This is a genomic window from Maridesulfovibrio sp., assembly GCF_963666665.1.
Lineage (GTDB): Bacteria > Desulfobacterota > Desulfovibrionia > Desulfovibrionales > Desulfovibrionaceae > Maridesulfovibrio.
In genome coordinates this window covers 3983385-4005000 of sequence record NZ_OY762999.1, presented here as the reverse complement: position 1 = coordinate 4005000, position 21616 = coordinate 3983385, and the positions used below count along the sequence as shown (strand labels likewise).

The 21616-nt window shown below is 47.4% G+C and carries 21 protein-coding genes, 1 tRNA gene and 1 other RNA gene (1 of these 23 running past the window's edge); 10 read left to right on the top strand and 13 right to left on the bottom strand.

Features of this window, described 5'->3' with window-relative positions; translation table 11 throughout:
- Window positions 1-188, bottom strand: the beginning of a protein-coding gene (locus tag ACKU40_RS18320) for an SLC13 family permease (protein ID WP_320174226.1). The gene continues 1003 nt to the left of window position 1, outside the view; only the first 188 of its 1191 coding nucleotides appear in the window; the start codon lies at window positions 186-188; the stop codon falls past the left edge of the window.
- Between the two features lie 203 nt (window positions 189-391).
- On the opposite strand from ACKU40_RS18320, the gene dnaE reads away from it, so the two are divergent.
- The 9 genes from dnaE to ACKU40_RS18275 all read left to right on the top strand — a co-directional run bounded on the left by dnaE (window position 392) and on the right by ACKU40_RS18275 (window position 10029).
- Window positions 392-3922: a DNA polymerase III subunit alpha gene (dnaE, locus tag ACKU40_RS18315; RefSeq protein WP_320174225.1), complete on the top strand. Its 3531-nt coding sequence runs from the start codon at window positions 392-394 to the stop codon at window positions 3920-3922.
- Between the two features lie 24 nt (window positions 3923-3946).
- Entirely contained in the window at window positions 3947-4333 is a 387-nt protein-coding gene (gene queD / locus ACKU40_RS18310) for a 6-carboxytetrahydropterin synthase QueD (protein WP_320174224.1), read from the top strand.
- Between the two features lies 1 nt (window position 4334).
- Entirely contained in the window at window positions 4335-4802 is a 468-nt protein-coding gene (gene dtd / locus ACKU40_RS18305; protein WP_320174223.1) for a D-aminoacyl-tRNA deacylase, read from the top strand.
- Window positions 4803-4911: 109 nt separating this feature from the next.
- The gene (locus ACKU40_RS18300; protein ID WP_320174222.1) at window positions 4912-5367 is read left to right on the top strand and encodes an ATP-binding protein; all 456 of its coding nucleotides are present in this window, start codon (window positions 4912-4914) and stop codon (window positions 5365-5367) included.
- Window positions 5352-5681, top strand: coding sequence for an STAS domain-containing protein (locus tag ACKU40_RS18295; protein WP_320174221.1), 330 nt, complete (start codon window positions 5352-5354; stop codon window positions 5679-5681). Before ACKU40_RS18300 ends, ACKU40_RS18295 begins: the two co-directional genes overlap by 16 nt.
- 29 nt (window positions 5682-5710) lie before the next feature.
- Window positions 5711-6823 (top strand): FapA family protein, encoded by a 1113-nt coding sequence (locus ACKU40_RS18290; RefSeq protein ID WP_320174220.1) that lies wholly within the window; start codon window positions 5711-5713, stop codon window positions 6821-6823.
- Between the two features lie 7 nt (window positions 6824-6830).
- Window positions 6831-7586, top strand: a complete 756-nt coding sequence (locus ACKU40_RS18285) for a MotA/TolQ/ExbB proton channel family protein (protein WP_320174219.1) — start codon at window positions 6831-6833, stop codon at window positions 7584-7586.
- Between the two features lie 15 nt (window positions 7587-7601).
- A complete protein-coding gene (locus ACKU40_RS18280) occupies window positions 7602-8348 on the top strand; it encodes an OmpA family protein (RefSeq protein ID WP_320174218.1) in 747 nt (248 codons plus the stop codon).
- 10 nt (window positions 8349-8358) lie between these two features.
- Window positions 8359-10029: a glycosyltransferase gene (locus ACKU40_RS18275; RefSeq protein ID WP_320174217.1), complete on the top strand. Its 1671-nt coding sequence runs from the start codon at window positions 8359-8361 to the stop codon at window positions 10027-10029.
- A gap of 325 nt (window positions 10030-10354) precedes the next feature.
- Here ACKU40_RS18275 and ACKU40_RS18270 read toward each other — a convergent pair whose 3' ends face one another.
- From ACKU40_RS18270 to rfaE2, 9 genes are all read right to left on the bottom strand, one after another.
- Window positions 10355-12079 (bottom strand): CHASE4 domain-containing protein, encoded by a 1725-nt coding sequence (locus ACKU40_RS18270; RefSeq protein WP_320174216.1) that lies wholly within the window; start codon window positions 12077-12079, stop codon window positions 10355-10357.
- 110 nt (window positions 12080-12189) lie between these two features.
- Window positions 12190-13647, bottom strand: coding sequence for a cysteine--tRNA ligase (cysS, locus tag ACKU40_RS18265; protein ID WP_320174215.1), 1458 nt, complete (start codon window positions 13645-13647; stop codon window positions 12190-12192).
- A gap of 9 nt (window positions 13648-13656) precedes the next feature.
- On the bottom strand, window positions 13657-14544 hold the full coding sequence (locus tag ACKU40_RS18260) for a hypothetical protein (RefSeq protein WP_320174214.1): 888 nt from the start codon (window positions 14542-14544) through the stop codon (window positions 13657-13659).
- A 9-nt stretch (window positions 14545-14553) separates the two neighbouring features.
- Window positions 14554-15744: a 2-C-methyl-D-erythritol 4-phosphate cytidylyltransferase gene (ispD, locus tag ACKU40_RS18255; protein WP_320174213.1), complete on the bottom strand. Its 1191-nt coding sequence runs from the start codon at window positions 15742-15744 to the stop codon at window positions 14554-14556.
- 63 nt (window positions 15745-15807) lie between these two features.
- An RNA gene (gene rnpB / locus ACKU40_RS18250) (RNase P RNA component class A) lies at window positions 15808-16173 on the bottom strand.
- Between the two features lie 34 nt (window positions 16174-16207).
- A complete protein-coding gene (locus ACKU40_RS18245; protein WP_320174212.1) occupies window positions 16208-16963 on the bottom strand; it encodes a C4-type zinc ribbon domain-containing protein in 756 nt (251 codons plus the stop codon).
- Between the two features lie 127 nt (window positions 16964-17090).
- Complete coding sequence (locus ACKU40_RS18240; protein WP_320174211.1) at window positions 17091-17900, bottom strand: Nif3-like dinuclear metal center hexameric protein; 810 nt, start codon at window positions 17898-17900, stop codon at window positions 17091-17093.
- Between the two features lie 210 nt (window positions 17901-18110).
- Window positions 18111-18186, bottom strand: a tRNA-Ile gene (locus ACKU40_RS18235).
- Between the two features lie 135 nt (window positions 18187-18321).
- Complete coding sequence (gene rfaE2 / locus ACKU40_RS18230) at window positions 18322-18828, bottom strand: D-glycero-beta-D-manno-heptose 1-phosphate adenylyltransferase (RefSeq protein WP_320174210.1); 507 nt, start codon at window positions 18826-18828, stop codon at window positions 18322-18324.
- A gap of 90 nt (window positions 18829-18918) precedes the next feature.
- On the opposite strand from rfaE2, the gene ACKU40_RS18225 reads away from it, so the two are divergent.
- Complete coding sequence (locus ACKU40_RS18225) at window positions 18919-19569, top strand: type II CAAX endopeptidase family protein (protein ID WP_320174209.1); 651 nt, start codon at window positions 18919-18921, stop codon at window positions 19567-19569.
- Window positions 19570-19817: 248 nt separating this feature from the next.
- On the opposite strand, the gene ACKU40_RS18220 is transcribed toward ACKU40_RS18225, so the two are convergent.
- The 3 genes from ACKU40_RS18220 to ACKU40_RS18210 all read right to left on the bottom strand — a co-directional run bounded on the left by ACKU40_RS18220 (window position 19818) and on the right by ACKU40_RS18210 (window position 21616).
- Window positions 19818-20216, bottom strand: a complete 399-nt coding sequence (locus tag ACKU40_RS18220; protein WP_320174208.1) for a hypothetical protein — start codon at window positions 20214-20216, stop codon at window positions 19818-19820.
- Window positions 20217-20696, bottom strand: a complete 480-nt coding sequence (locus ACKU40_RS18215; RefSeq protein ID WP_320174207.1) for an ImmA/IrrE family metallo-endopeptidase — start codon at window positions 20694-20696, stop codon at window positions 20217-20219. It abuts the gene before it with no gap.
- Window positions 20697-20845: 149 nt separating this feature from the next.
- Window positions 20846-21616 (bottom strand): YkgJ family cysteine cluster protein, encoded by a 771-nt coding sequence (locus ACKU40_RS18210; RefSeq protein ID WP_320174206.1) that lies wholly within the window; start codon window positions 21614-21616, stop codon window positions 20846-20848.

Genomic DNA, 21616 nt, shown 5'->3' with positions numbered 1-21616 from the left:
AGAAGAGCCGCTACGCCCATTAGTGAAAGCAGCAGGTAATCCGCACGGCCCCTGCTGAAGCGGACAGCTCTCGCCGAAAGATATTCAGGCAATGCTGCAGAAGCGGTCACCCGGTAAAGGATATATCCGGTGACAAAAAGGAGTATCAGTGGCAGCCTATCATATATATAACTACCGGAGAGTTCCATATCCTGTTCTCCATTTTTGATTAATCATAAAAATTTCTTGCATGGGAGTTCTGTTTCGTCAACGGTCCGGTAATCCGAAATATTTTGCATATGCTCAGCTGAAAAACAGTTTGTGAAGCCTTTCCCGCCTATTGCGTTTGACCCTAAAAATAAATACTAACTTCCTTTACCTAGAATCTATTCTCCCATCAGGAATCATATATATGTCAGAATTTGTTCATCTGCACGTCCACACAGAATACAGTCTGCTGGACGGTGCCATCCGTATCAAAGACCTGTGCCAGCAGGCCAAAGACTTCGGAATGCCCGCTGTCGCCATCACCGACCATGGATCCATGTTCGGCGCTGTTACCTTTTACATGACTGCCATGGACATGGGCATCAAACCCATCATAGGCTGCGAGGTCTATGTTGCGCCCGGAGAGATAGATGACGAAGAGGCCCACAAACGCAAAGACAAAAAAGGCCGCTACCATCTTGTATTACTGGCAAAAAACCAGCAGGGATACAAGAACATCATCAAGCTTTGCTCGCTCGGTTTTCTTGAGGGCTTCCACTACAAACCGCGAGTCAGCAAATACCTGCTCAATAAATACAGCGAAGGGATCATTGCCCTTTCTGCATGTCTTGCAGGTGAAGTTCCACGCGCCCTGAGAAACGAAGGACTTGAAGCCGGGATTGAAATGGCCAAGACCTACGAATCCATCTTTCCGGGCAACTTCTATCTTGAAGTTCAGGCTAACGGCCTTAAAGAGCAGGACGACCTCAACGAACTGATATACAAATGCGCCGAACAAACCGGATTGCCACTGGTCGCCACCAACGACTGCCATTACCTGACCAAGGAAGACTACGAGGCTCACGACCTGTTGCTCTGCATCCAGACCCAAACCACGGTTGATACAGAGAAACGCTTCCGCATGGGTACCGACCAGCTCTACTTCAAGCCGCAGGAAGAGTTTGAAGAATATTTCGCCCATGTACCGGAAGCCATTGCCAACACCCAGAAGATTGCCGAGATGTGCAACCTTGAAATCGAGTTGGGCAACTATTACTTCCCGGAATATGAACTTCCCGAAGGCATGACCATCGAGACCGAGTTTGTAAAACTCTGTAAAGAAGGTCTGCAAAAACGCATTGAAAACGCGCCCTACGAAATTGATGAAAAAAAATACTGGGAACGTCTTGATTATGAACTGGACGTCATTAACGAGATGGGTTTCCCGGCCTACTTCCTCATCGTTCAGGACTTCATCAACTGGGCCAAAGACAACAGGATCCCAGTTGGACCGGGACGTGGTTCAGCAGCTGGTTCTATCGTTGCATGGGCACTCCGAATCACCAACCTCGACCCCATCCCTTACGACCTGCTATTCGAAAGGTTCCTTAACGTAGAACGTGTATCCATGCCTGATATCGATGTCGACTTCTGTGAACGACGTCGTCTGGAAGTAGTTAAATACTGCTCCGAAAAATATGGTTGGGACCACGTGGCCCAGATCACCACCTACGGAACAATGAAAACCAAGGCGGTAATCAAAGACGTAGGTCGAGCCATGGGCATGCACTTTTCCGAAACCGATCCCATTGCCAAGCTGGTTCCCGATGATCCGGCGGTTATTGCGCAGGGACTCGGGGTCAAGAAAGCCAAGATCACCGTACCCAACGCGGTTGAGGCTATCCCGGAGCTGGGCAACATGGTTGCCACCGATCCCAAAATAGCCAAGCTCATGGATATCGCCACCCGTCTGGAGGGGATGTCCCGCCATGCATCGACTCACGCAGCCGGGGTTGTTATCTCCGATAAGCCCATGACCGATTACCTGCCTCTATACAAAGGTAAAAAGGGCGAAATCGTGACCCAGTACGACATGAAAAAGGTCGAAAAAGTCGGCCTGATCAAGTTCGACTTTCTGGGACTGCGTACCATGACCGTTGTCGAGGACTGCCTCGATATCATCCGTCTGCAGGGCAAAGAAGCACCGGATCTCGACACCCTCACCCTTGATGACCAGGCCACTTTCGATATTTTCTGTAAAGGAGATACTGACGGGGTCTTTCAGGTTGAATCATCGGGTATGCGTAAATATCTGCGCATGCTCCGCCCCAGTTGCTTTGAAGACATCATCGCGATGCTCGCCCTTTACCGCCCGGGTCCGCTCGGTTCCGGTATGGTTGATGAATTCATTAAACGTAAGCACGGCGAAATCGAAGTAACCTACCTCTGGCCGACTCTTGAGCCGAGCCTCAAGCCGACTTACGGGGTTATCGTATATCAGGAACAGGTAATGGGCGCGGCAATGACCATCGCCAACTACTCCCTCGGTGAGGGTGACCTGCTCCGCCGAGCCATGGGTAAGAAAATTCCCGAAGAGATGGCCAAGCACAGGGTCCGCTTTGTTGACGGTGCCAAGGAAAACAACATTCCGGAGCAGACTGCCAACGATATCTTCGACCTCATGGAACAGTTCGCGGCATACGGTTTTAACAAATCGCACTCCGCGGCTTACGCACTGATTTCATACTACACGGCTTACCTCAAAGCACATTTCCCGGTGGAATTCATGGCAGCACTCATGAGTACTGAAATGAACAACACCGAAAAGATCATCATGTACATCAACGCCTGCCGCGACATGGACGTTACTGTACGCCAGCCGGATATCAACCTCGGTGTCGCACGCTTTTCAGTGTACGAAGGCGACATTATTTACGGTATGGCCGGCATCAAAAACGTAGGGGAAGAAGCGATTGATGAAATCGTTGAAGAACGTCATAAAAACGGTCCCTTCAAAGACTTCATCGACTTCATAACCCGCGTTAACCTGCGCCGTGTTACCAAGCGTGTAATCGAATACCTGATCCGCGCCGGAGCTTTTGATTCCATGGGCTTAACCCGTTCCGGACTGATTGCTTCGCTGGATAAGGCTGTTGCATACGGTCAAAAGAAGAACAAAGAGAAAGAGTCCGGCATGATCAACATGCTCGACATGCTCGGCGGTGGCAACGAAGCTGAAGAACCTGCCGCGATCAGCTTTGAAGAATTCAATATGCGTGAAATGGACGACAAAGAGATGCAGCGACTTGAAAAAGAAGCCCTCGGCTTCTACCTGACCTGCCATCCCCTGCTTTCCTACCGTCATGAAATGAACCGTCTCGGCTTGCAGACCATTGAGAACTGCCCGAACATGGCCCATGAAGCCACAGTTAAACTGGGCGCCATCATCACCGGATACAAAGAAATCATCACCAAGAAATCCGGCAAGAAGATGGCCTTTGCCACCATTGAAGACATGACCGGATCCGGGGAGCTCATCATTTTCCCCAAGACCTATGAAGAGGTACACCAATACCTCGGGCAGGACATCCCCTTACTGATCAAGGGTAAGGTGGACAATCCGCCGCCGGAGGAAGGTCAGGAAGAAGCACCGGCGGAATCCAAAGTCATGTGCGATGAAATTTCACCGCTGGAGAATGCGCAGGCCGGCTGCAGCGAAGCAGTACCGCTTTCCGTACACCATTCACTGTGCTCTGACGAAGGTATCGCCGAACTTAAGGCGATTCTGGCCGGATATCCCGGCTCAGCACCGGTAACATTGCAGATGTTTTTAGCCGATTCCATCTGCACCTTGCGCCTCGGTCACGGATACAACATCAAGCCCAACGGAGATTTCTGGAAAGAATTCAACCAGTGGCGCAAAAACGGAAACGGAAAAAACACATTAATTCAATAAATAATATTCATGGAGAATAGATATATGTCTAAAGGTAAGTGGAAACTCAAGGTAAAGAAGGACTTCAGCTCAGCACACCAACTCCGTAACTACGGCGGAAAGTGCGAAAACATGCACGGCCACAACTTCGGTGTTGAGGTGGAAATTGAAGGAGACCGTCTTGACCAGAAAGTTGAAATTCTCATGGATTTCAAAGAGCTGAAAAAAGAACTCAATGAAGTGCTGGACACTCTGGACCACAAGCACCTGAACAGCCTGGAGTATTTTGAGCACCGCAATCCTTCTTCCGAAAACATTGCCCGTTATATATATGAAGAAATGAAAAAGCGTGTTGAGAGCGAACATGTGCGCATGGTCTTTGCTTCAGTCTCCGAAAAGGAAAGTTCCGTAGCAACATACTTTGAGGACTAGAATGAAACTGGTCATTCAAAGAACAAGCGGCGGAAAAGTCGAAGTAGAAGGTAAAACCGTGGGTGAAATCGGGCCCGGCATCATGGTGCTGGCCGGATTCGGCAATGATGACACGGAACAACTGCCTGAATCCAAGGTCTGGAAAACGCTGATCGATAAGATGCTCGGCCTTAGGATATTTGAAGACGAAGAAGGCCGCATGAATCTTTCCCTTGAGGATATTAAGGGCGACGTTCTTCTGGTTTCCCAGTTCACCCTTTACGCATCCTGCAAAAAAGGACGCAGGCCTTCATTTACCGGAGCTGCCGCTCCACAGCTTGCAAGTGATCTTTTTGACCGTCTGGTTGCGGATGTTGCCCGGAAGGCTCCTGCAAAAGTTGCCACCGGACAGTTCGGAGCTATGATGAATGTTGATTTCGTCAACTGGGGCCCGGTCACTATTATTCTGGATTCTGAGGATTTTATCTAAATTTTCAGGTTTTACCTTGACTTCCTTTGCGAAAAAGAGAGGATTAGGTATATTAAAATTTATTAATTGTGACATCCAGAAGTTGTAACGTCAGACAAAACAAATATATATGTCTGATAATAAACATGGAGCATTCATGCATCGCTTTGTGCTGGAAGCAATTCCGACCCCTGAAGAAAGCAGGGAAGTAGCCCGCAAGGCAATTATCATTCTTAAGGATTTTGTTGCGGATGAAAACCTTCTCCACGACATGGATCTTGTCCTGACAGAAGGTTGCTCCAATGTGGCCCGGCACGCCTATGACAAAATCGAAGAATGCAACAAGCTTGAGCTAACCATCAAAGTACATCCCGGTGAGTATATCATCTTTGAGATTGCAGACTGGGGCAAAGGACTCTGTTCAAAGTCGATCGATTTTTCCATGCCCTCCCCCGAAGCAGTGGGCGGCAGGGGAATGTTCATCATGTCTGAGCTAATGGACTCCTTTGAATTAATTAAAAAAAACGGTAAAAACATAATAAAGCTGACCCGCAAATTAAAGGAAGATCAATGGCGGAAGAAGTAATAAAAATCCAAGATGGTATTTTGACCTTAAAATGTGGAAAAGAGGTCACTATTGAAACCATCTATGAATTCAAGGAACAGGTTGAACGGCAAAGTGAGTCTTCTGAAGTTGAAGCTATTATTGCCGACCTTTCTGAAGCACGCTTTCTTGACAGTTCAGGGATAGGCTTCCTTGTTTCGCTGAATTCAAGACTTAAAAGCAACAACAAGAATATGTATCTTCTGCGCCCCAGTGAACAGATCTGCAAAACCCTTGAACTTGTAAGACTGATTTCCTTTTTTACTATCATTGAAGACGAAAGGGAAATTCCCTAACCGTTCCCGCATTTACCGGAGCTTCCTGCATGCCCTGCCTCAAGCACTATTTTGATCCAGATTTCGATTACACAGACCTGAAACCGGTAGAAAAAAACGACGGCAGCGTAGATTATTATAATATGGGCTACGTGCAGAGCGTTATTGTCGGTCAGGTTCTTGCCCAATGGGAAGAGCCCGGCGAAGACGGGAAATGCCCTCTGGGACAACGTCATTACCCGGAAAAGAAATTCCCGCGCGGCCCAAACACCAAGATCAATCCCGAAAACACCGACCAGCTGATTGCCACCCGTAACGGTTATGTCTTTTACAATGAAGAAGGCTTGATTACTGTAAAGGAATTGCTCAACGTACGCGGTGATGTAAGCCTTTCCACCGGGAACATATTTTTTGTCGGCGATATGGTTGTTCACGGTTCGATCAAATCCGGTTTGGATGTAAAAGCCAACAACATCAATGTCAAAGGCGTGATTGAACAGGCCAATGTGCATGCTGCAGGATTCCTCAAATGTGATGGGGGGATAAAAGGCAACACTAAAGGGCTGGTCGAATCAAAAGAAACACTACGCACAACCTTCTGCGAGAATGCAACACTTGTAAGCAGCGGAAATATTATCATTGATAAAAACTGCATGCATACTACAGTGTATTGCGAAGGCAAATTCGCGGCCAAAGGACGTTTTGCCGGCGGCAGATGTTACAGCGACCAAATAGTTTTCATTGGAGAACAGTTAGGTGGCGGCCTAAGTGCTGCTTCACAAATTATAGTGGGCTACAACCCGTTGCTGCTTCTCCAGATCGACAAAATTTCTACTCAGATTTCTGTATTGGAAAGTGAAGTGAAAGACCTGCAGAAAATCATGAGTAATGGAGCCTCGACAACTGCTGAATTCACAGGAAAAATTGAAAAATGCGAAATGAAAATTCGCTTTTTGAAAAACAAAAAAAAGCAGCTGTGGAGCAAAATCCAGCAGGCAGAAAAGCTGGAAAGTTGTAGAATTATGGTTCAGGGCATTGTAAAATCAGGAGTGGAGATCAGTATCGGTCCCGCTTACATGCAGGTAAATGAACCTCTGGAAAATGTTTATTTCTACTATGAAAACAACGAAATAAAAGTGGGCTCTCCCGCATTAAAGAAATAGAGCAAGTATGGATATTGCAACTTTAATAGGAATTGTAGGCGGTTTCGGTCTAATCGTGGCAACCATTGTCATGGGTGGTAACGCTGCCGGTTTTATAGACCCACCATCAATCGTCGTTGTTTTCGGGGGAACATTTGCCTCCTGCTTTATCATGTTTCCCATGAGCGTAGTACTTAAAGCGTTTAAAATCGCTTTAAAGGGTTTCTTTGCAAAATCCGAAGACCCTAAAATCATGATCGACCAGATCGTAGCCCTCGCTGAAACAGCACGTAAAGAAAGCCTTGTAGCACTTGAAAAAGTTTCCATAGATGATGAATACCTGAAAAAAGGCGTCATTCTTGTTGCTGACGGAACAGATGGAGACCTCGTCCGGGCGATCATGGAATTTGAAATTGACGCCATGAAGAAACGACATTTTCAAGGACAGGCTGTCATGAAAGGAATGGGTGCCATGGCCCCGGCCTTTGGAATGATCGGTACGCTGATCGGTCTGGTACAGATGCTTTCAAACCTCAGTGATCCCGATGCCATCGGTCCTGCAATGGCGGTTGCCTTGCTGACAACACTTTACGGTTCCGTTCTGGCCAACGTCATTTTCCTGCCCTTGGCCAAAAAGCTTGAAGAACGTTCCATCGAAGAAGCCTCATACATGGAAATCATGGTTGAAGGTGTTGTCTCCATCCAAAAAGGAGAACACCCCTCCATCGTAAAAGAAAAACTGCAGGCCTTCCTTGCCCCGACCCTGCGAGATGCTTCGGCATAATGGAAAGGCAGCCTCATGGCCAAAGTAGTTATCATAAAACCAAAGAATAATGATCCGCCACCGGAAGAAGGTCTTCCGCCGTGGATGGCAACATTCGCGGATATGGTAACCCTTCTGCTCTGCTTTTTTGTCCTCCTGCTTTCTTTTGCGAACAATGACCTTGATAAATTCAAGGAACTGCTCGGTTCGATCAAAGATGCCTTCGGGGTACAGATGGAACGCAAGGAAGAAGATAATCTTGCCCTGACACCGTCAGACCTGAAACGCAAAGAAGTCAAAATGGACAGCAACGATAAGCGCTTGCTGGGTCTGGTTTTGCGTATCAAGGCCCTATTGGATGAAGAAGATGCTACCCGCAAATCCTCCGGGGTGAAAGCTGATCAGGATGGTGTTCTGGTCAATACAGATTCGGCTTCTCTTTTTGAGCCGGGATCGGCAACCCTCAAGCCGGAAGCGCATAAGGTTTTGGACAAGGTGATCAGTATCCTGAAAGACCACAACTATAACCTTGTGGTCCGGGGGCATACGGACAATACCGAAATCCATTCCAAAAAATTCCCCACTAACTGGGAGCTTTCGTCAGCAAGAGCCGCAAGTGCATTGCGCTATATCGTTGAACAAGGCGGGATAGCCCCAAAACGGCTCAAAGCCGTTGGCTATGCTGATACGCAGCCGCTGGTAAAAAACGACTCACCAGCAAATATGCGCAAAAACAGGAGACTTGAATTCTTCTACCATAAACCGGCCCGTGACTCGTGGTAGGTATCTTCTAATGAGCACAAATTACGAAGCAGAAGCCATCCGGAACGGAACAGTTCTTACCGATATCCGTATCACCTCAGACGGTAGGACAAAACACATGTGGGGCAAATACGGGCAGCGCCGTGAAGAAGAGCTTGCCGCACAACTGGATGACAGTAAAATTCCCCTGCTGGTCGGTTCCGGCATCGGCGTCACCGCGCAGGAACTTCTTAAACACAATACCCGCCCCCTGATCATCCTTGACTGCGAAACAGAAATTCTAGCTGCCAGCGGTTTGAAAGAAGAACTTCGCAAAAATCCCAGGGTAATCTGGATCAATACAACTTCCCCTCAAAACGCTGCAGCGCACATAAGGGAACTGGCTTCCACCTCCGGTAAAGAAATCCAACTGCTCAAAAATCCTTTTTACCTGCGCTTATCTCCCTTCTACAGCCAGACAGAAAAACTTCTCATCGAACAGGAAGGCAAGGCGGTTGAATTCCCTGTCTGGCCCAAGTTTCTAAATGAGAAACCTAGAATCCTGCTCTTAACCAGCCAATATTTCCTCATGGGGGAAATCGTAGCTGCCTGCCAGCGTCAGGGTGTGCCGCACATGTTCATCAACATGGACGCCAAAGAGATGGAACTGGAACAATTTGTGGCTAGAGTTTCATCTGCCATCAACACTTTCAGGCCAGACTTTGTGCTTACGGTCAACCATCTTGGAGTTGATCAGGAAGGAGTCCTGAACACCCTCCTCCATAAATTTCAATTGCCGCTGGCCTCATGGTTTGTGGACAATCCCCTGCTGACTCTGCCCCTTTATCAAACGCAAGCCACTGAAAACACGACCATCTTCACATGGGATGCAGACCGCATGGACTCCCTGCGGGAAATGGGGTTCAACAAAATTTTCCACTTGCCGCTGGGAACCGACCAAACTCGATTCCTCCCCTCCAAGGGATGCACGGAAAGTAAGTGGGCGCGGGATATTACCTTTGTGGGCAACTCCATGGTCCATAAGACAGCCAAAAGGATGGAAGTCGCCAGAATCTCCGGGCTGCTGGCTGAAAAATATCAAGAAGTCGCCCATGCTTTCGGCGAAAGTAATGAACATTCAGTCGTAAATTTTCTGGAAAACAAGTACCCGGAACTTATCCCTGAATACGAGGCCCTCGTAATTCCCCACCGCAAACTTGCCTTTGAAACTCTGGTTATCTGGCAGGCAACGCTCGAATACCGTCTTTCCTGCGTAAAGCAGACTCTGGATTTCAATCCCATGATTGTTGGCGACGACGGATGGAAGCAACTACTGGCAAATGAATCCACATGGGAATACCATAGCGAGCTTTCCTACTACGAGGATTTACCCCGCTTCTACCCCTGCTCCAAAATAAATTTCAACTGCACCAGTCAACAGATGAAAGGAGCTGTAAACCAGCGGGTATTTGATGTCCCTGCCTGTAATGGATTTATCCTCACCGACCACCGTTACCAGATGGAAAGGCTGTTTGAACCGGGCAAGGAAATCGCTGTTTACAATTCGCTGGAGGAAATTCCGCAACTGATCGACAAATATCTGAACGACGAAACTGCGCGCAAAGATATAGTAAAGGCCGCCCGCAAAAGAATACTGGCAGAACATACCTATGACTGCCGAATCAAGACACTTATTGATTGCATGCGACAGGCATATTGTTAGATTTCAACAAAAAATCCCCGACTCAAAAGAATCGGGGATTTTTAATTATTATTCCGTGCACTTACACTCGTAGACAGGCATCTATTATTTGCCTCCGCAACCACCGTTTTTACCGTTGGAACCCTCACGGGGTCCTTTACCGATCTGTCACGGAGATATTCCCATTTTGGGGATCACCACTTTCACGATGATGAAAACGACTGCGAACACCGCAATCAAACCGAGTAAATCTGACATCTGAACCTCACAGGTTTTTTATCTACACTTCATTACCAGTTAAATCTTATATTACCTGTATCAATACAGAACCACAACAATAATCATATCAATCAATAGCGCTAACAGAAACACTGCCAAGATTTACATAAAAACGAAAGGTAGTTCCCTCCCCCACACTGCTGCACACAAAAATTTCCCCACCCATCATGCCTATCAGCTTACGTGAAATGGGCAAACCAAGGCCTGTGCCTCCGTACTTACGGGAGGTTGAAGAATCTGCCTGAGTGAAACTTTCAAATATATAGTTGATTTTGTCTGACGGAATACCGATCCCATCATCCTTAACTGCAAAGATAAGCTTCCCGGAATCCCAATAAACAGAAACTACAATTGTACCTTCGCTGGTGAATTTGACCGCGTTACTGATCAAGTTGTTTAAAACCTGCCTGAGCCGGGTGGCATCCCCGATAACATTCTCAGGTACGTCCTCATCAATATGACAAACGACCTTCAATCCCTTGCGGGCAGCATCCACAGCAAAAACAGCCACCACTCTTTCCACCACCTCGCGAAGCAGAAACTCATGTCTCTCTATTTGCAAATGTCCGGCTTCGATTTTCGAAATTTCAAGAACATCATTTATTATCTCAAGCAGATTCTCACCGGCGGCCCCGGCAATATTTAAGAATTCCCGCTGTTCCTCATCCACATTAGTTTCTTTAAGCAACTCCACCATTCCAAGTATCGAATGCATGGGAGTCCTGATCTCATGACTCATATTGGCTAAAAACTCAGTTTTCACCCTGCTGGCGGTTTCAGCCTTTGCTTTTTCTTCCTGCAGCAGCACCAAAATATCGTTTATTGATTCTGACAAATCACTAAGCTCGTCGTTTCCGCTCAACCTGAGAATCCTTTGTTCAGGACCTATAAAATACTCACCGCGTAACTGCTCCTGAACCCTCTTAACCCGGGAGATAAAATACCTATTGAGCACGAAAGTAGCAGCAATACCAAGAAGCAAAAGAGCGCTGCACATGAAAATCAGAAAAACCTTAAACATGGAACTTCCGACCTCATAGGCATCGCGATTCATGCCCAAGCCCAAAAGCACCAAAGGTTCACCAAAGACATCCCGCAAGACCGTATAACCCTTGATTTTATCCTCTCCACTTACCGGAGGATCGAAAAATACATCTTCATCAGAAACGTCCTTCAACTCCTTGAAGAACAGATCCATCTGCAAAGCATTCCCAAGCTTTTCCAAATGCCGGTCCCCGAAATAACGGCCCATAATCATAACTCCAGCGGGCGCTCCCTCCAAATCACTCTTCAAAATCTTTTGAACGCTGATTTGCATCAACCTGTGATCAATTCTTACAAGGCCGGTCAAACCCTCACTTCCGCATTTGCGGATTATATCGTTTCCCTGACAACCTTCGGTAGTAAAACATAGTTCCAGAGCATCAGTTCCTTCAGCGGAATGCGAGAAATAATATCTTCCCTCATCGTCAAAAAACATAATCAAATCAAGATCAAGGTTGACCAAAACCTCAGGAGTCAAATTTGAAATGACGTATTGTTCATTGAATTTTTTTAAAAATGAATATGTATTATCCCACCATGCCCAATCTCGGCAAAGGCTTTTCAGAGCTTGGGAATTTTCATTGACGGCAAATTCAGCACGGCTGAGGTTTTCTTCCACGAGAACTTTCTCAACCTTGGATATAGCTCGGCTGTTAAGCTTGTAAACCAGCAGGACACTGCCCGCCAAAACCAGCAGGCAAATCAAAGATACAATCAAATAACTTTTAGCCTTCAACCCGATTCGCATGTACACCCCAAAGGAGATTAGATTTTCTTATATCTTACTTCTTTAACAAAAAAAAAGAAACCGGATCGAAATCCGGTTTCTTAAAAATAATACAATTTAACGAATAAATACTAAATCACGGACCAAACTGCTCCCTGCGGAGTATCCTTGACTTCAACGCCGAGCTCAATCAGTTCATCCCTGATATCATCGGAACGGGCAAAATCCTTGTTCTTACGTGCTTCCTGACGGGCGGCAACCAACTCTTCAACTTTTGCCACTTCAATTCCCTTACGCTCAAGCATGCAAAGCTTCAGTTCTTCAAGGAATTCCTTGGGATCACGGGTAAAAATACCGAGTACTTCGCCCCATTTTTTCATGTCATCAAGGATGCGAATCCATGCATCACGTCCGCCTTCAGACTTACGCCATGATTTTTCTTCGCCGATACGTCCGGCAAGACGAATCAGGGTGAACATGTGACCCATTGCACCGGCAGTGTTCATGTCATCTTCCATGGCATCGGCCCAGCCCTTTTCGGCATCTTCAATTTCAGCCAGAACTTCTGCGGGCAAATCGGACTTTGACCACTTGGATTTATTCAGCGCTTCTGCGGTCTGCTCCAATGCGGAGTAAACACGGCGGATACCTTTTTCTGCTTCTTCAAGAGCTTCAAATGAGAAGTCGAGGGGGCTGCGGTAATGCATTGTCAGCAGGAAGTAGCGCAGAGTTTCGGGCATGAATTTATCAAGAATATCCCGAATAGTGAAAAAGTTACCAAGAGACTTGGACATTTTTTCGGAGTTGATCTGCACAAAACCGTTGTGAACCCAGAAACGAGCCATTTCCTTTCCGGTAGCTGCTTCACTCTGAGCAATTTCATTTTCATGGTGGGGGAAACTAAGGTCCTGTCCGCCGCCGTGAATATCGAAAGGAAGTTTTAAATATTTTTCGCTCATGGCAGAACATTCAAGATGCCAGCCGGGACGACCCTGTCCCCAAGGGCTTTCCCATGAAGGTTCACCGGGCTTGGCTGCTTTCCAAAGGGCGAAATCAAGAGGATCCTGTTTTTCTTCACCGGGCTGGATACGTGCACCGGACTGCAGGTCTTCAATGTTTCTGCCGGAAAGTTTTCCGTAGCCATCAAAGGAACGAACCTTGAAATAAACGTCTCCGGAAGGAGTAGCGTAAGCATGATCCTTATCGATCAGAGTCTGGGTCAACTCGATCATCTCGGGAATATGCTCAGTACACTTGGGTTCGATATCTGCGCGCAGGATGTTCAGCTTATCCATATCCACATAAAATTCACCGATAAATTTTTCGGCAAGTTCGGTGGAGGTAACTCCGGTTTCATTTGCCCGGTTAATGATCTTGTCATCAATATCGGTAAAGTTACGCACGAAGGTCACATCGTACCCTTTAAAGCGCAGGTAACGGACCAGAATATCAAAAACTACGGAAGAGCGGGCATGGCCGATGTGGCAGAGGTCGTAGGCGGTGATACCGCAAGCGTAAAGGCTTACGTTGTTGCCGTGTAAAGGTACGAACTCTTCCTTCTTCCGTTTGAGTGTATTGTATAGGCGCATAGCCACTCCTTATTTTCGTGAATAAAAATTTGCCTCGACCGTAATCCCGTAAAGGTCAAGCAGTTCTTCAAAGCTGCGTCCCATGAACATATAAAGCAGGGGCACAGGCTCGGTCGGTTCTACCCGTACAACCAGCCTCTCGGGATTCTCAATAAATTTCATAAGCTCGGCATAAAAATTCTCAGCATAGCCGTTGCCCAGACTTCTGGCCTCTTGCATATTCAATTGCAGAGACTCCAGCAGCCTGCCCCGATATAGTTCCGGACTGATCCCTTCACTTTCGGCAGAGAAGGCCAAAAGTCTCTTAGTAAAAGACATATCCTGCCAGACAATGGAACCGTCAAGCATGCTGGTTCCGACAAATCCGCCGATCCCCGGTCCTCGCAGACTCACATCACCTAGACTGAATCCGGCGCTTACCCGGCAAAGATCAGGGCCGTCAAAATTTATCGACTTTACTGAGAGCCGTTTAGTTTCGTCTTCATAGCTGTAGTCGGCAAAGAGGTCAAAATCCAGCTTTTCATAACCCATTTTTCGAAAATCACGGGCAAGTGTCCCCAGATTCAAGAACTCCACAGGTACAGAAACGCCATGAACTCTACCCCTTAGAAAACGGGGAGGATTGTGTTCATGATCAAAGGACTCAATCTCCAGCTTGCGGACGGTGCATCCTGCCCCGCTGGCCAGACGGCACTCAAGCCCCCAGACATGCAATGACTTGTCAAAAGGATTGAGCAAAGCCCGCTCAAAATCAACCCGAACCAATTCGGCATGACGATCCAAGGACTCGCGGACCTTGGCAGCGGAAAACTCCTCCAGCTTGAAATATCCTCCGGCAGTCACCGCAACCAGTAAAGCCAGTGTCAGGAATAATTTCAAAAAGGATTTTCCACTCATGCCCGGACCCTAAATCTTTTTCAGGCCTGTTACCGCGGCCACGGCTTTAATGCCCTTTTTCTCGCCGGTAAAACCGAGCTTTTCCTCAGTGGTTGCTTTCACATTGACCTGTGCTTTATCCAGGCCCATGACCGAAGCAACATTCTTGCGGATCAACTCCCTATGCGGAGAAAGTTTGGGGATCTGGCTTATCACGGTCAAGTCAACGTGAACGATCTCAACGCCGGCTTCCTCAGCTTTAGCCAGAACCTCTTTTACAATTATCCCGCTGGACATATTTTCACAGGCATCGGAAGTATCGGGAAAATGATGGCCGATATCTCCGCCGCCGAAAAGCCCCAGAATGGCATCAGCCAAGGCATGGAGCAGTACATCACCGTCAGAATGGGCAATTACTTCCGGGCCCCCGGGAATGGGAACACCTCCCAGTACCATAGGACGGCCTTCTCCGAATTTATGAACATCGTAGCCCCAACCCACGCAGGGTATGGTCCGCTTGTCATCTTCGATTTTTTTCAAATCTTCAGGGTTGGTCATCTTAATGTTACCTTCTTCTCCCTCACAAATATGGACATCCTTCCCGGCCATTTCCACCATGGAAGCATCATCGGTCACATCCCAGCCTTCTTCCTCCGCCTGCTTATGAGCGGCATAAAGGGTGGGCAGCGAAAAGCCCTGCGGGGTCTGCACCGCTTTCAAGCGGGAACGGACCAGTGTCTTCTCAACAATACCGTCTTCCACTTCCTTAATGGTATCGGTCACATCAATAGCCGGAATGGCAGCCTCATCCCCGGCCTGCAGACGGTCGATAATTCCGCTTACCATTTTCACCGAGGCAAAAGGACGTGCGGAATCATGAACCAGCACATGGGTACACCTTGAAGGAAGTTCGTTCAAGCCGTTGAATACGGAGTCCTGTCTGCGCTTCCCTCCGGCAGTAACCTTGAAGCGCATGCCAAGTGAATCAGCACCGTCCAGCTTGGCCACTACCTCTTTCATTTCCTCGACCTGATCAGGCGGAAAGACAAAGACTATGCCGGAAATAGCTGGGGTATTGGAAAAAGTAACGGCAGAATGCCAGAAGAGCGGGAAGCCCTTCCATTCAAGGAATTGTTTCTTGACCCCGCCGACAGCATTCGCCAGACGGGTACCGCTGCCTGCTGCCAGCAGAACGGCCCAGACTTCACCGGATGTACTCATAATTAAATCCCTATAAAAAAAGGGGCAGCCCAAAGGCTGCCCCTTTTTAATCTATACAAATAAAAGAGGAGTCGGACTATAAGCCGGGTCCTGTATCTGCCTTGCGGCAGACGATCATCATTCCTCTAGGATGCATGTTACCATACACCTCAAGCAACCTACCCGAAAGCTCGGCCGGGCCGGCCTCAAACACTTCCCTATTTGGTCTTGCTCCGGACGGGGTTTACCTGGCCGGATATGTCACCATACCCGCCGGTGGGCTCTTACCCCACCGTTTCACCCTTACTCCGGTGAATAATCACCGGGGCGGTCTGTTTTCTGTGGCACTTTCCCGGAATCACTTCCGCTGGGAGTTACCCAGCGTCCTGCCCTGCGGAGCCCGGACTTTCCTCCCCGGCATTAAGCCGCGGCGATGATCCGTCCAACTCCATTAAAAATCAATCTTTTCAGTTATGTTAAAAAACTAAGCTTCTTCTTTCTGGAGAGCTTTAGGCTTTGCAGCTTCGGGAATGTGCTCAATCCAGTAGATAAGGCGCTGGCAGTTGGGGCAGCTGAGAATCTGCTTGCCTTCCTGCAGCACGTTGTATTCCTGCGGCGGAATCATAATATTACAGCCGGAGCAAACAGCATCTTCGACAGGTACGATTACCGGATGTGCAAGACGTGAACGGATGAACTCGTAACGACCGAGAATGGGCTTGGGCACAACTTCACCGGCCTTATTGCGGCGCTTGTTGAGTTTATCCAGTTCACCGTTGGCAGCTTCAAGCTTTTCCTTGAGACCGGCACGTTTTTCTTCCAGCTCTGCGTCCAGTTCCTTGATCTTGTTCTCGATGTCAGCCATGCCTTCGGTCTGACGTTCGGTTTCTTCAAGAACGGTAATCTTTTCTTCTTCGCGAAGTCTGTTCAGCTTTTCGAGGCTGTCCATCTCACGCATCATGGCGTGGTATTCCTTGGTGGTACCAACCAGCATCAACTTGCTTTTGCTCTTTTTAACCTTAACGGAATCTTCTTCGATTTCGAAGTCGAGCTTTTTCTTCTGCTCAGCAAGCAGTTCAAGTTTTTCTGTAAGCTGCTGTTTACGCTTTTCAAGGGATTCCTTGCGGGATTCAAGGGCAGCCACATCTTTGGGTGCCTGATCGATTTCGGCTTCAAGAAGGATGATTTCGTCGTCAACCTTCTGCAAAACAACAAGCTGTTCTATCTGTTTTTCATACATTATTGGGTCCCCTTTTGCGGACGGCTTTATTAGGGCCTCCGCCACATCGATGTTCGGAAACTTAAATACAGTTCCGTAAGGCCTCTACGGTCCTGTTAATTCTCTTTTGTCATGACAGCCCGATATTTCAGGGCCTGCGCACGCCTTCCCCTTGCACATGGTAAGCGAAGGGATTGCGTCCGCTGAAAAATTTCACTTCTACTTCCTTTCCGAGATCTTCTCCAAGAAGAACGGAAAAACGGCGCATCATTTCCTCTTCCAGGGAAAAATGCCCCACATCAAGTACTGCCCCCACACTTTCCTGTGCAGGATGATACTTGACATCTCCGGTAATAAATACGTCCGCTCCAAGACCGAATGCCTTTTCCATGAGCGAAGACCCTGAACCGGGACACATGGCTACACAGCTGACATTTTCAGGTTCCGGACCGCACAGGGCCACTACTCCGCACCCGGAAAGCTGCGAAACACGCTCCACAAAATCCGCAAAAACAACCGGAATCGAATATTCACCAATACAACCGTATCCGAGTATATCACCGGCTTCGTTTTCCGCAACCTGATCCAGCACACGCAGATTCTCAAGCTCAAGCTCCCGCCCAAGCCATGAAGCAGCACCCTTGAACTGCACATCCAAAGAGGTGTGCGAAGCAAAAAGGGTGACATCCGCGCAAAAAACCTGCTTCATGACGTCATGAAACCAGTCCAGCTTTGCAGGCAGCTTTGCTTCAATAGCCAGCGGATGATGGGTCAGCACAAACTGTGCCCCCCATTCAAGGGCCGATGAAACAACCTGCGGTAAAGGGTCAAGGGTCACTGCGACCTTGGTCACATCCCTTTCCGGTCCCGCTATCTGAACACCGCAATTATCCCAAGGGGCAGCAAACCCCGAAGGAACAAGTGACTCGATCCTGCTGATAACTTCTGCTGTCTTCATAACGGCCACCATTTGTCCTGTGCATAGCTGCTCATTGCCACGCAAGGAAGATGTTCAATTATTTCCGCTCGTAATCAAATTCAACACATCAAAATGCAATAAAATAATATGCTCCCGCAAGGGATTTCCCCCGGGAGCATAACAGCTTTCATAAGTTAGAAAGCAGAAAGAATCTGGATTGTATTTTGATATGTATCCATATGAAATAAGTGGTGGGCCAACCAGGATTCGAACCTGGGACCATCCGGTTATGAGCCGGGGGCTCTGCCAACTGAGCTATTGGCCCGTTTCGCCAAGCGAGTCGAGCTTAATAGCCCAACATTCATCTACTTGTCAAGGGTAAAAACAAAACACAATTCTTCAAACTTGATAATTACTTCTAGCATAAAAATAAAGCATTTAAAACCAAAGGCAGCCAGAACTATTCGATTTCATTTTCACGGATATGACGAATCACCCCGGTAGTGGAATATCCGGGCAATAGCGGCAGGGAAAGCACTTCACCGCCACGCCCCTCGACAATATCACGCCCTACAATATTATCAACAGACCAGTCACCGCCCTTGATCAACACATCCGGCTGAACTTTATTAATCAGATTGTAAGGGGTGTCTTCATCAAAAAAAATTACGTAATCAATGCAGGCCAGCCCTGCGAGAACAAAAGCCCGCTGCTGCTGCGCGGTAACCGGGCGCTTTTCGCCCTTAATGGAACGCACGGATTTATCGCTGTTCAAACCCAGCACCAGCAGATCACCATGCTCACGGGCACGGGAAAGCAGATCCACATGTCCGGCATGCAAAATATCAAAGCAGCCGTTAGTAAAAACAATCTTTCTCTCAGCCGGGAAGTCAGCTCTGATCTTTGCAAATTCATCCGCAGAGAGTATCTTGGGGCTGTTCAGTTCTATATTTAATTGTTCAGACAAGAGTATATCTCCAATTTATTTGAGGCGCGCTAAACTCACAAACCGTCATAAACTTAATCAGCAATCCTCGCTTGGCAAGGAGTAATCAGCGTGATTAACAACAAAACCGCAATACTTTTTCTCGCCGCTTTGCCATTCTATCTCAACGACTTCAACAACATCTTCATTAAACACGAACTGCTCTGGCTGGCAATCGATTACGGAGCAAAGATTATTCCATTGGGATTCCTATTCTATCTGCTGAGAAAAGGAACGCTTAGCCGCGCTGACCTCGGCCTTGTGGCACTGTCTATGAAACAGTTCATCCTCTGGACCTTAGGTATAACCACGCTAGGTCTCTGCCTTGATGAACCGGGTTTTGCACTCTGGTCCAAGCTGCTGCCGTCTCTGCGGCTGGGTTCCATTCCCATCGTAACTGGCTCGCCGCTCTACATGCTGGATATGACCTTCGGCCTCGCGCTGGTAGCTATCTCCGAAGAGATCATATTCCGCGGCCTCGCCTTCACCGCACTAAAGGACCGCAGCTACTCCATCCCGCAAGTTTTCCTGATCTCTGCCATAATCTTCGGCCTTATCCACTGGTCTCAAGGCCCAGTAGCCGTAGTAGCAACAGCAATCACCGGATCGGGGCTCATGGTCTGCATGTATTGCACAGGCTCAATCTACCCGACCATAATCGCTCACTACGTGATTAATTACCTGTCTTTTTCGGGGAAAGCTGTGGAATTTTGGGGATTGTAGAAAATCGTTGCATTACGGGAGATTGCAACCCCTATCAGGAACTTCTTCTATAAAAAAAGACGTAGTTAACACAGTCCAAACGACAAGCATTATACTAGCAACAACTTGACCAACTCCGTGGCAGTTCACTTTTCTTACCATAGACACCTCCTCACTGTTAATTTTCAGATTGACTTCGAAGGAGGTCTGAGGAGTTGCAATAATTATCTCCACGGGATTTCCTCCCGCAATACAACGACTCGAAATACTTATTTGAATAATCTAGCTACGCTGGCCAACTTCGAAACATTATCAAATAAGTTCTGTTCATCTATTCCATTGGATTCTTGCTTTCGAGCGCGGAAAGTTGAAAGCAAAAGCACTATAAACAATACCGTTGGAATTGAGCCTGCAAAAATAACTAAACACAATGCATAAGGAGTATATTTAATAAGTGGTGTAAGGTGCTCAGGATGGAGAAGCAGAAAAGCAAAAATAGTGTAGAAAAAGAATACGATAAATAATGCAGCGCGAAATACCCAAGTCCTGAACTCTAATCTGGATTTTTCAATTTCTAACTCAATGTCTCTTTTCCCTGCAAGTTCAACACTTACGCTACCAGAAGCCATATCCAAACTATCAACGACTTTTCCATTCTGTTTTCTCACCTAAAAAACACCTATCTTTTTTAGCCGAATATTCATTGCAACGGTAGAAACATTAAAGCTATCTGCTAGGCCCTTAAGTGTTGTAACACCTTGCTCAATTAAATACCTGACTGCTTCAGCAGGCATCAACAATTCCGCAGCAAAATTATTCGCTGCAACTTCATACAGATCGTAATTATTAATCGAAAAATTCTGAGCTTCATCACGATGGCGTGGACCGTGATGCAAAACATAATGACCTAATTCATGAGCAACCGTAAATCTCTGCCTGACAGGTGCTTCTGTTGCATTATACTTAATTACGGGAGCTCCATTTTCTAATGTAAATTCGCCACTTAAAGGCTGGTCCGCATTATTAGTGATTTCCCCAAAAGACTGCTCTACACGCACGCCTAACCCAGTAGCAATACGAACAGGATCAACAGGCAGTCTCCCATCCCAATATTCTTTAAGAATTGTTTTTGCACTCTGAATAGGCATCTCAATGTCCACCCTTTAAAAATTTTTATATTACAGTTGTAATATAACTGCCCTACAAATAAAGTCAAGGACAATGTTAAACAAAACTAAACAACACCCCGTTCATCACCATGAACAAACGGGGGCAAAATAACCAATTAGAACAAACCTTATTTCTTAGGCGATAAATTCTCAGAAGAACCGAGCACGATCAGCTCTACCCAGTCGAGGGCGAAGCTGAGGCATTCTTCCTCGTCATTAAGGATAGCCTGTTGGCGCTCCTCGGAAATATCAAGACGGGAAAAGACGTTCATATCCTTGATGAAATTAATGAAGTTATCCACCTGATAGAGAGCGAGGAAAGCCATGTTCAGCTTGCGCTCATCGAGAACAACACCTGCCTGACGGGCGCGGTTCATGATGCGCATGTAGCGGTCATTGACTTCATTGTACGGCTCAAGACCCTGATCTTTCAGCCATTCATCGCTGGTCCAAGCTTTGTCTTCTTCGAATCCACGACAGTGCGGTTCCTGCACGATGAAAAACTGCTCAATTGTTTCGCCATTCTCATCCATACGGGATGCACGGCCGAGAGGGTAAGTGCGGCAGGCACCGGGACGGTTTTCATAGATGGAACAACCTTCTTCACGCACGAAAGGACAACTGCGCTTGGCATTGTCGAGCATGCGTAACTTGCACATTGGAAATCCAGTACCGGGAGTACGGGTGATGTCTGCATGATTGTGAATAAACTTCTTGCTGTCGTGTCCCAATCCCTTGCGCAGGCGGAGCACATCATAGGGGGTGAGCATGAGGTTAAGGTCACCGCAGCAGGCGTTGAAGCACCGCACTTCAGGATGACAGGCAAACCCAAAAGTCTTACCGGGTTCCAGCTCTGGCAGGTTATTCAGAAATTCCTGAGTTTGATCGTGGTCGGACAT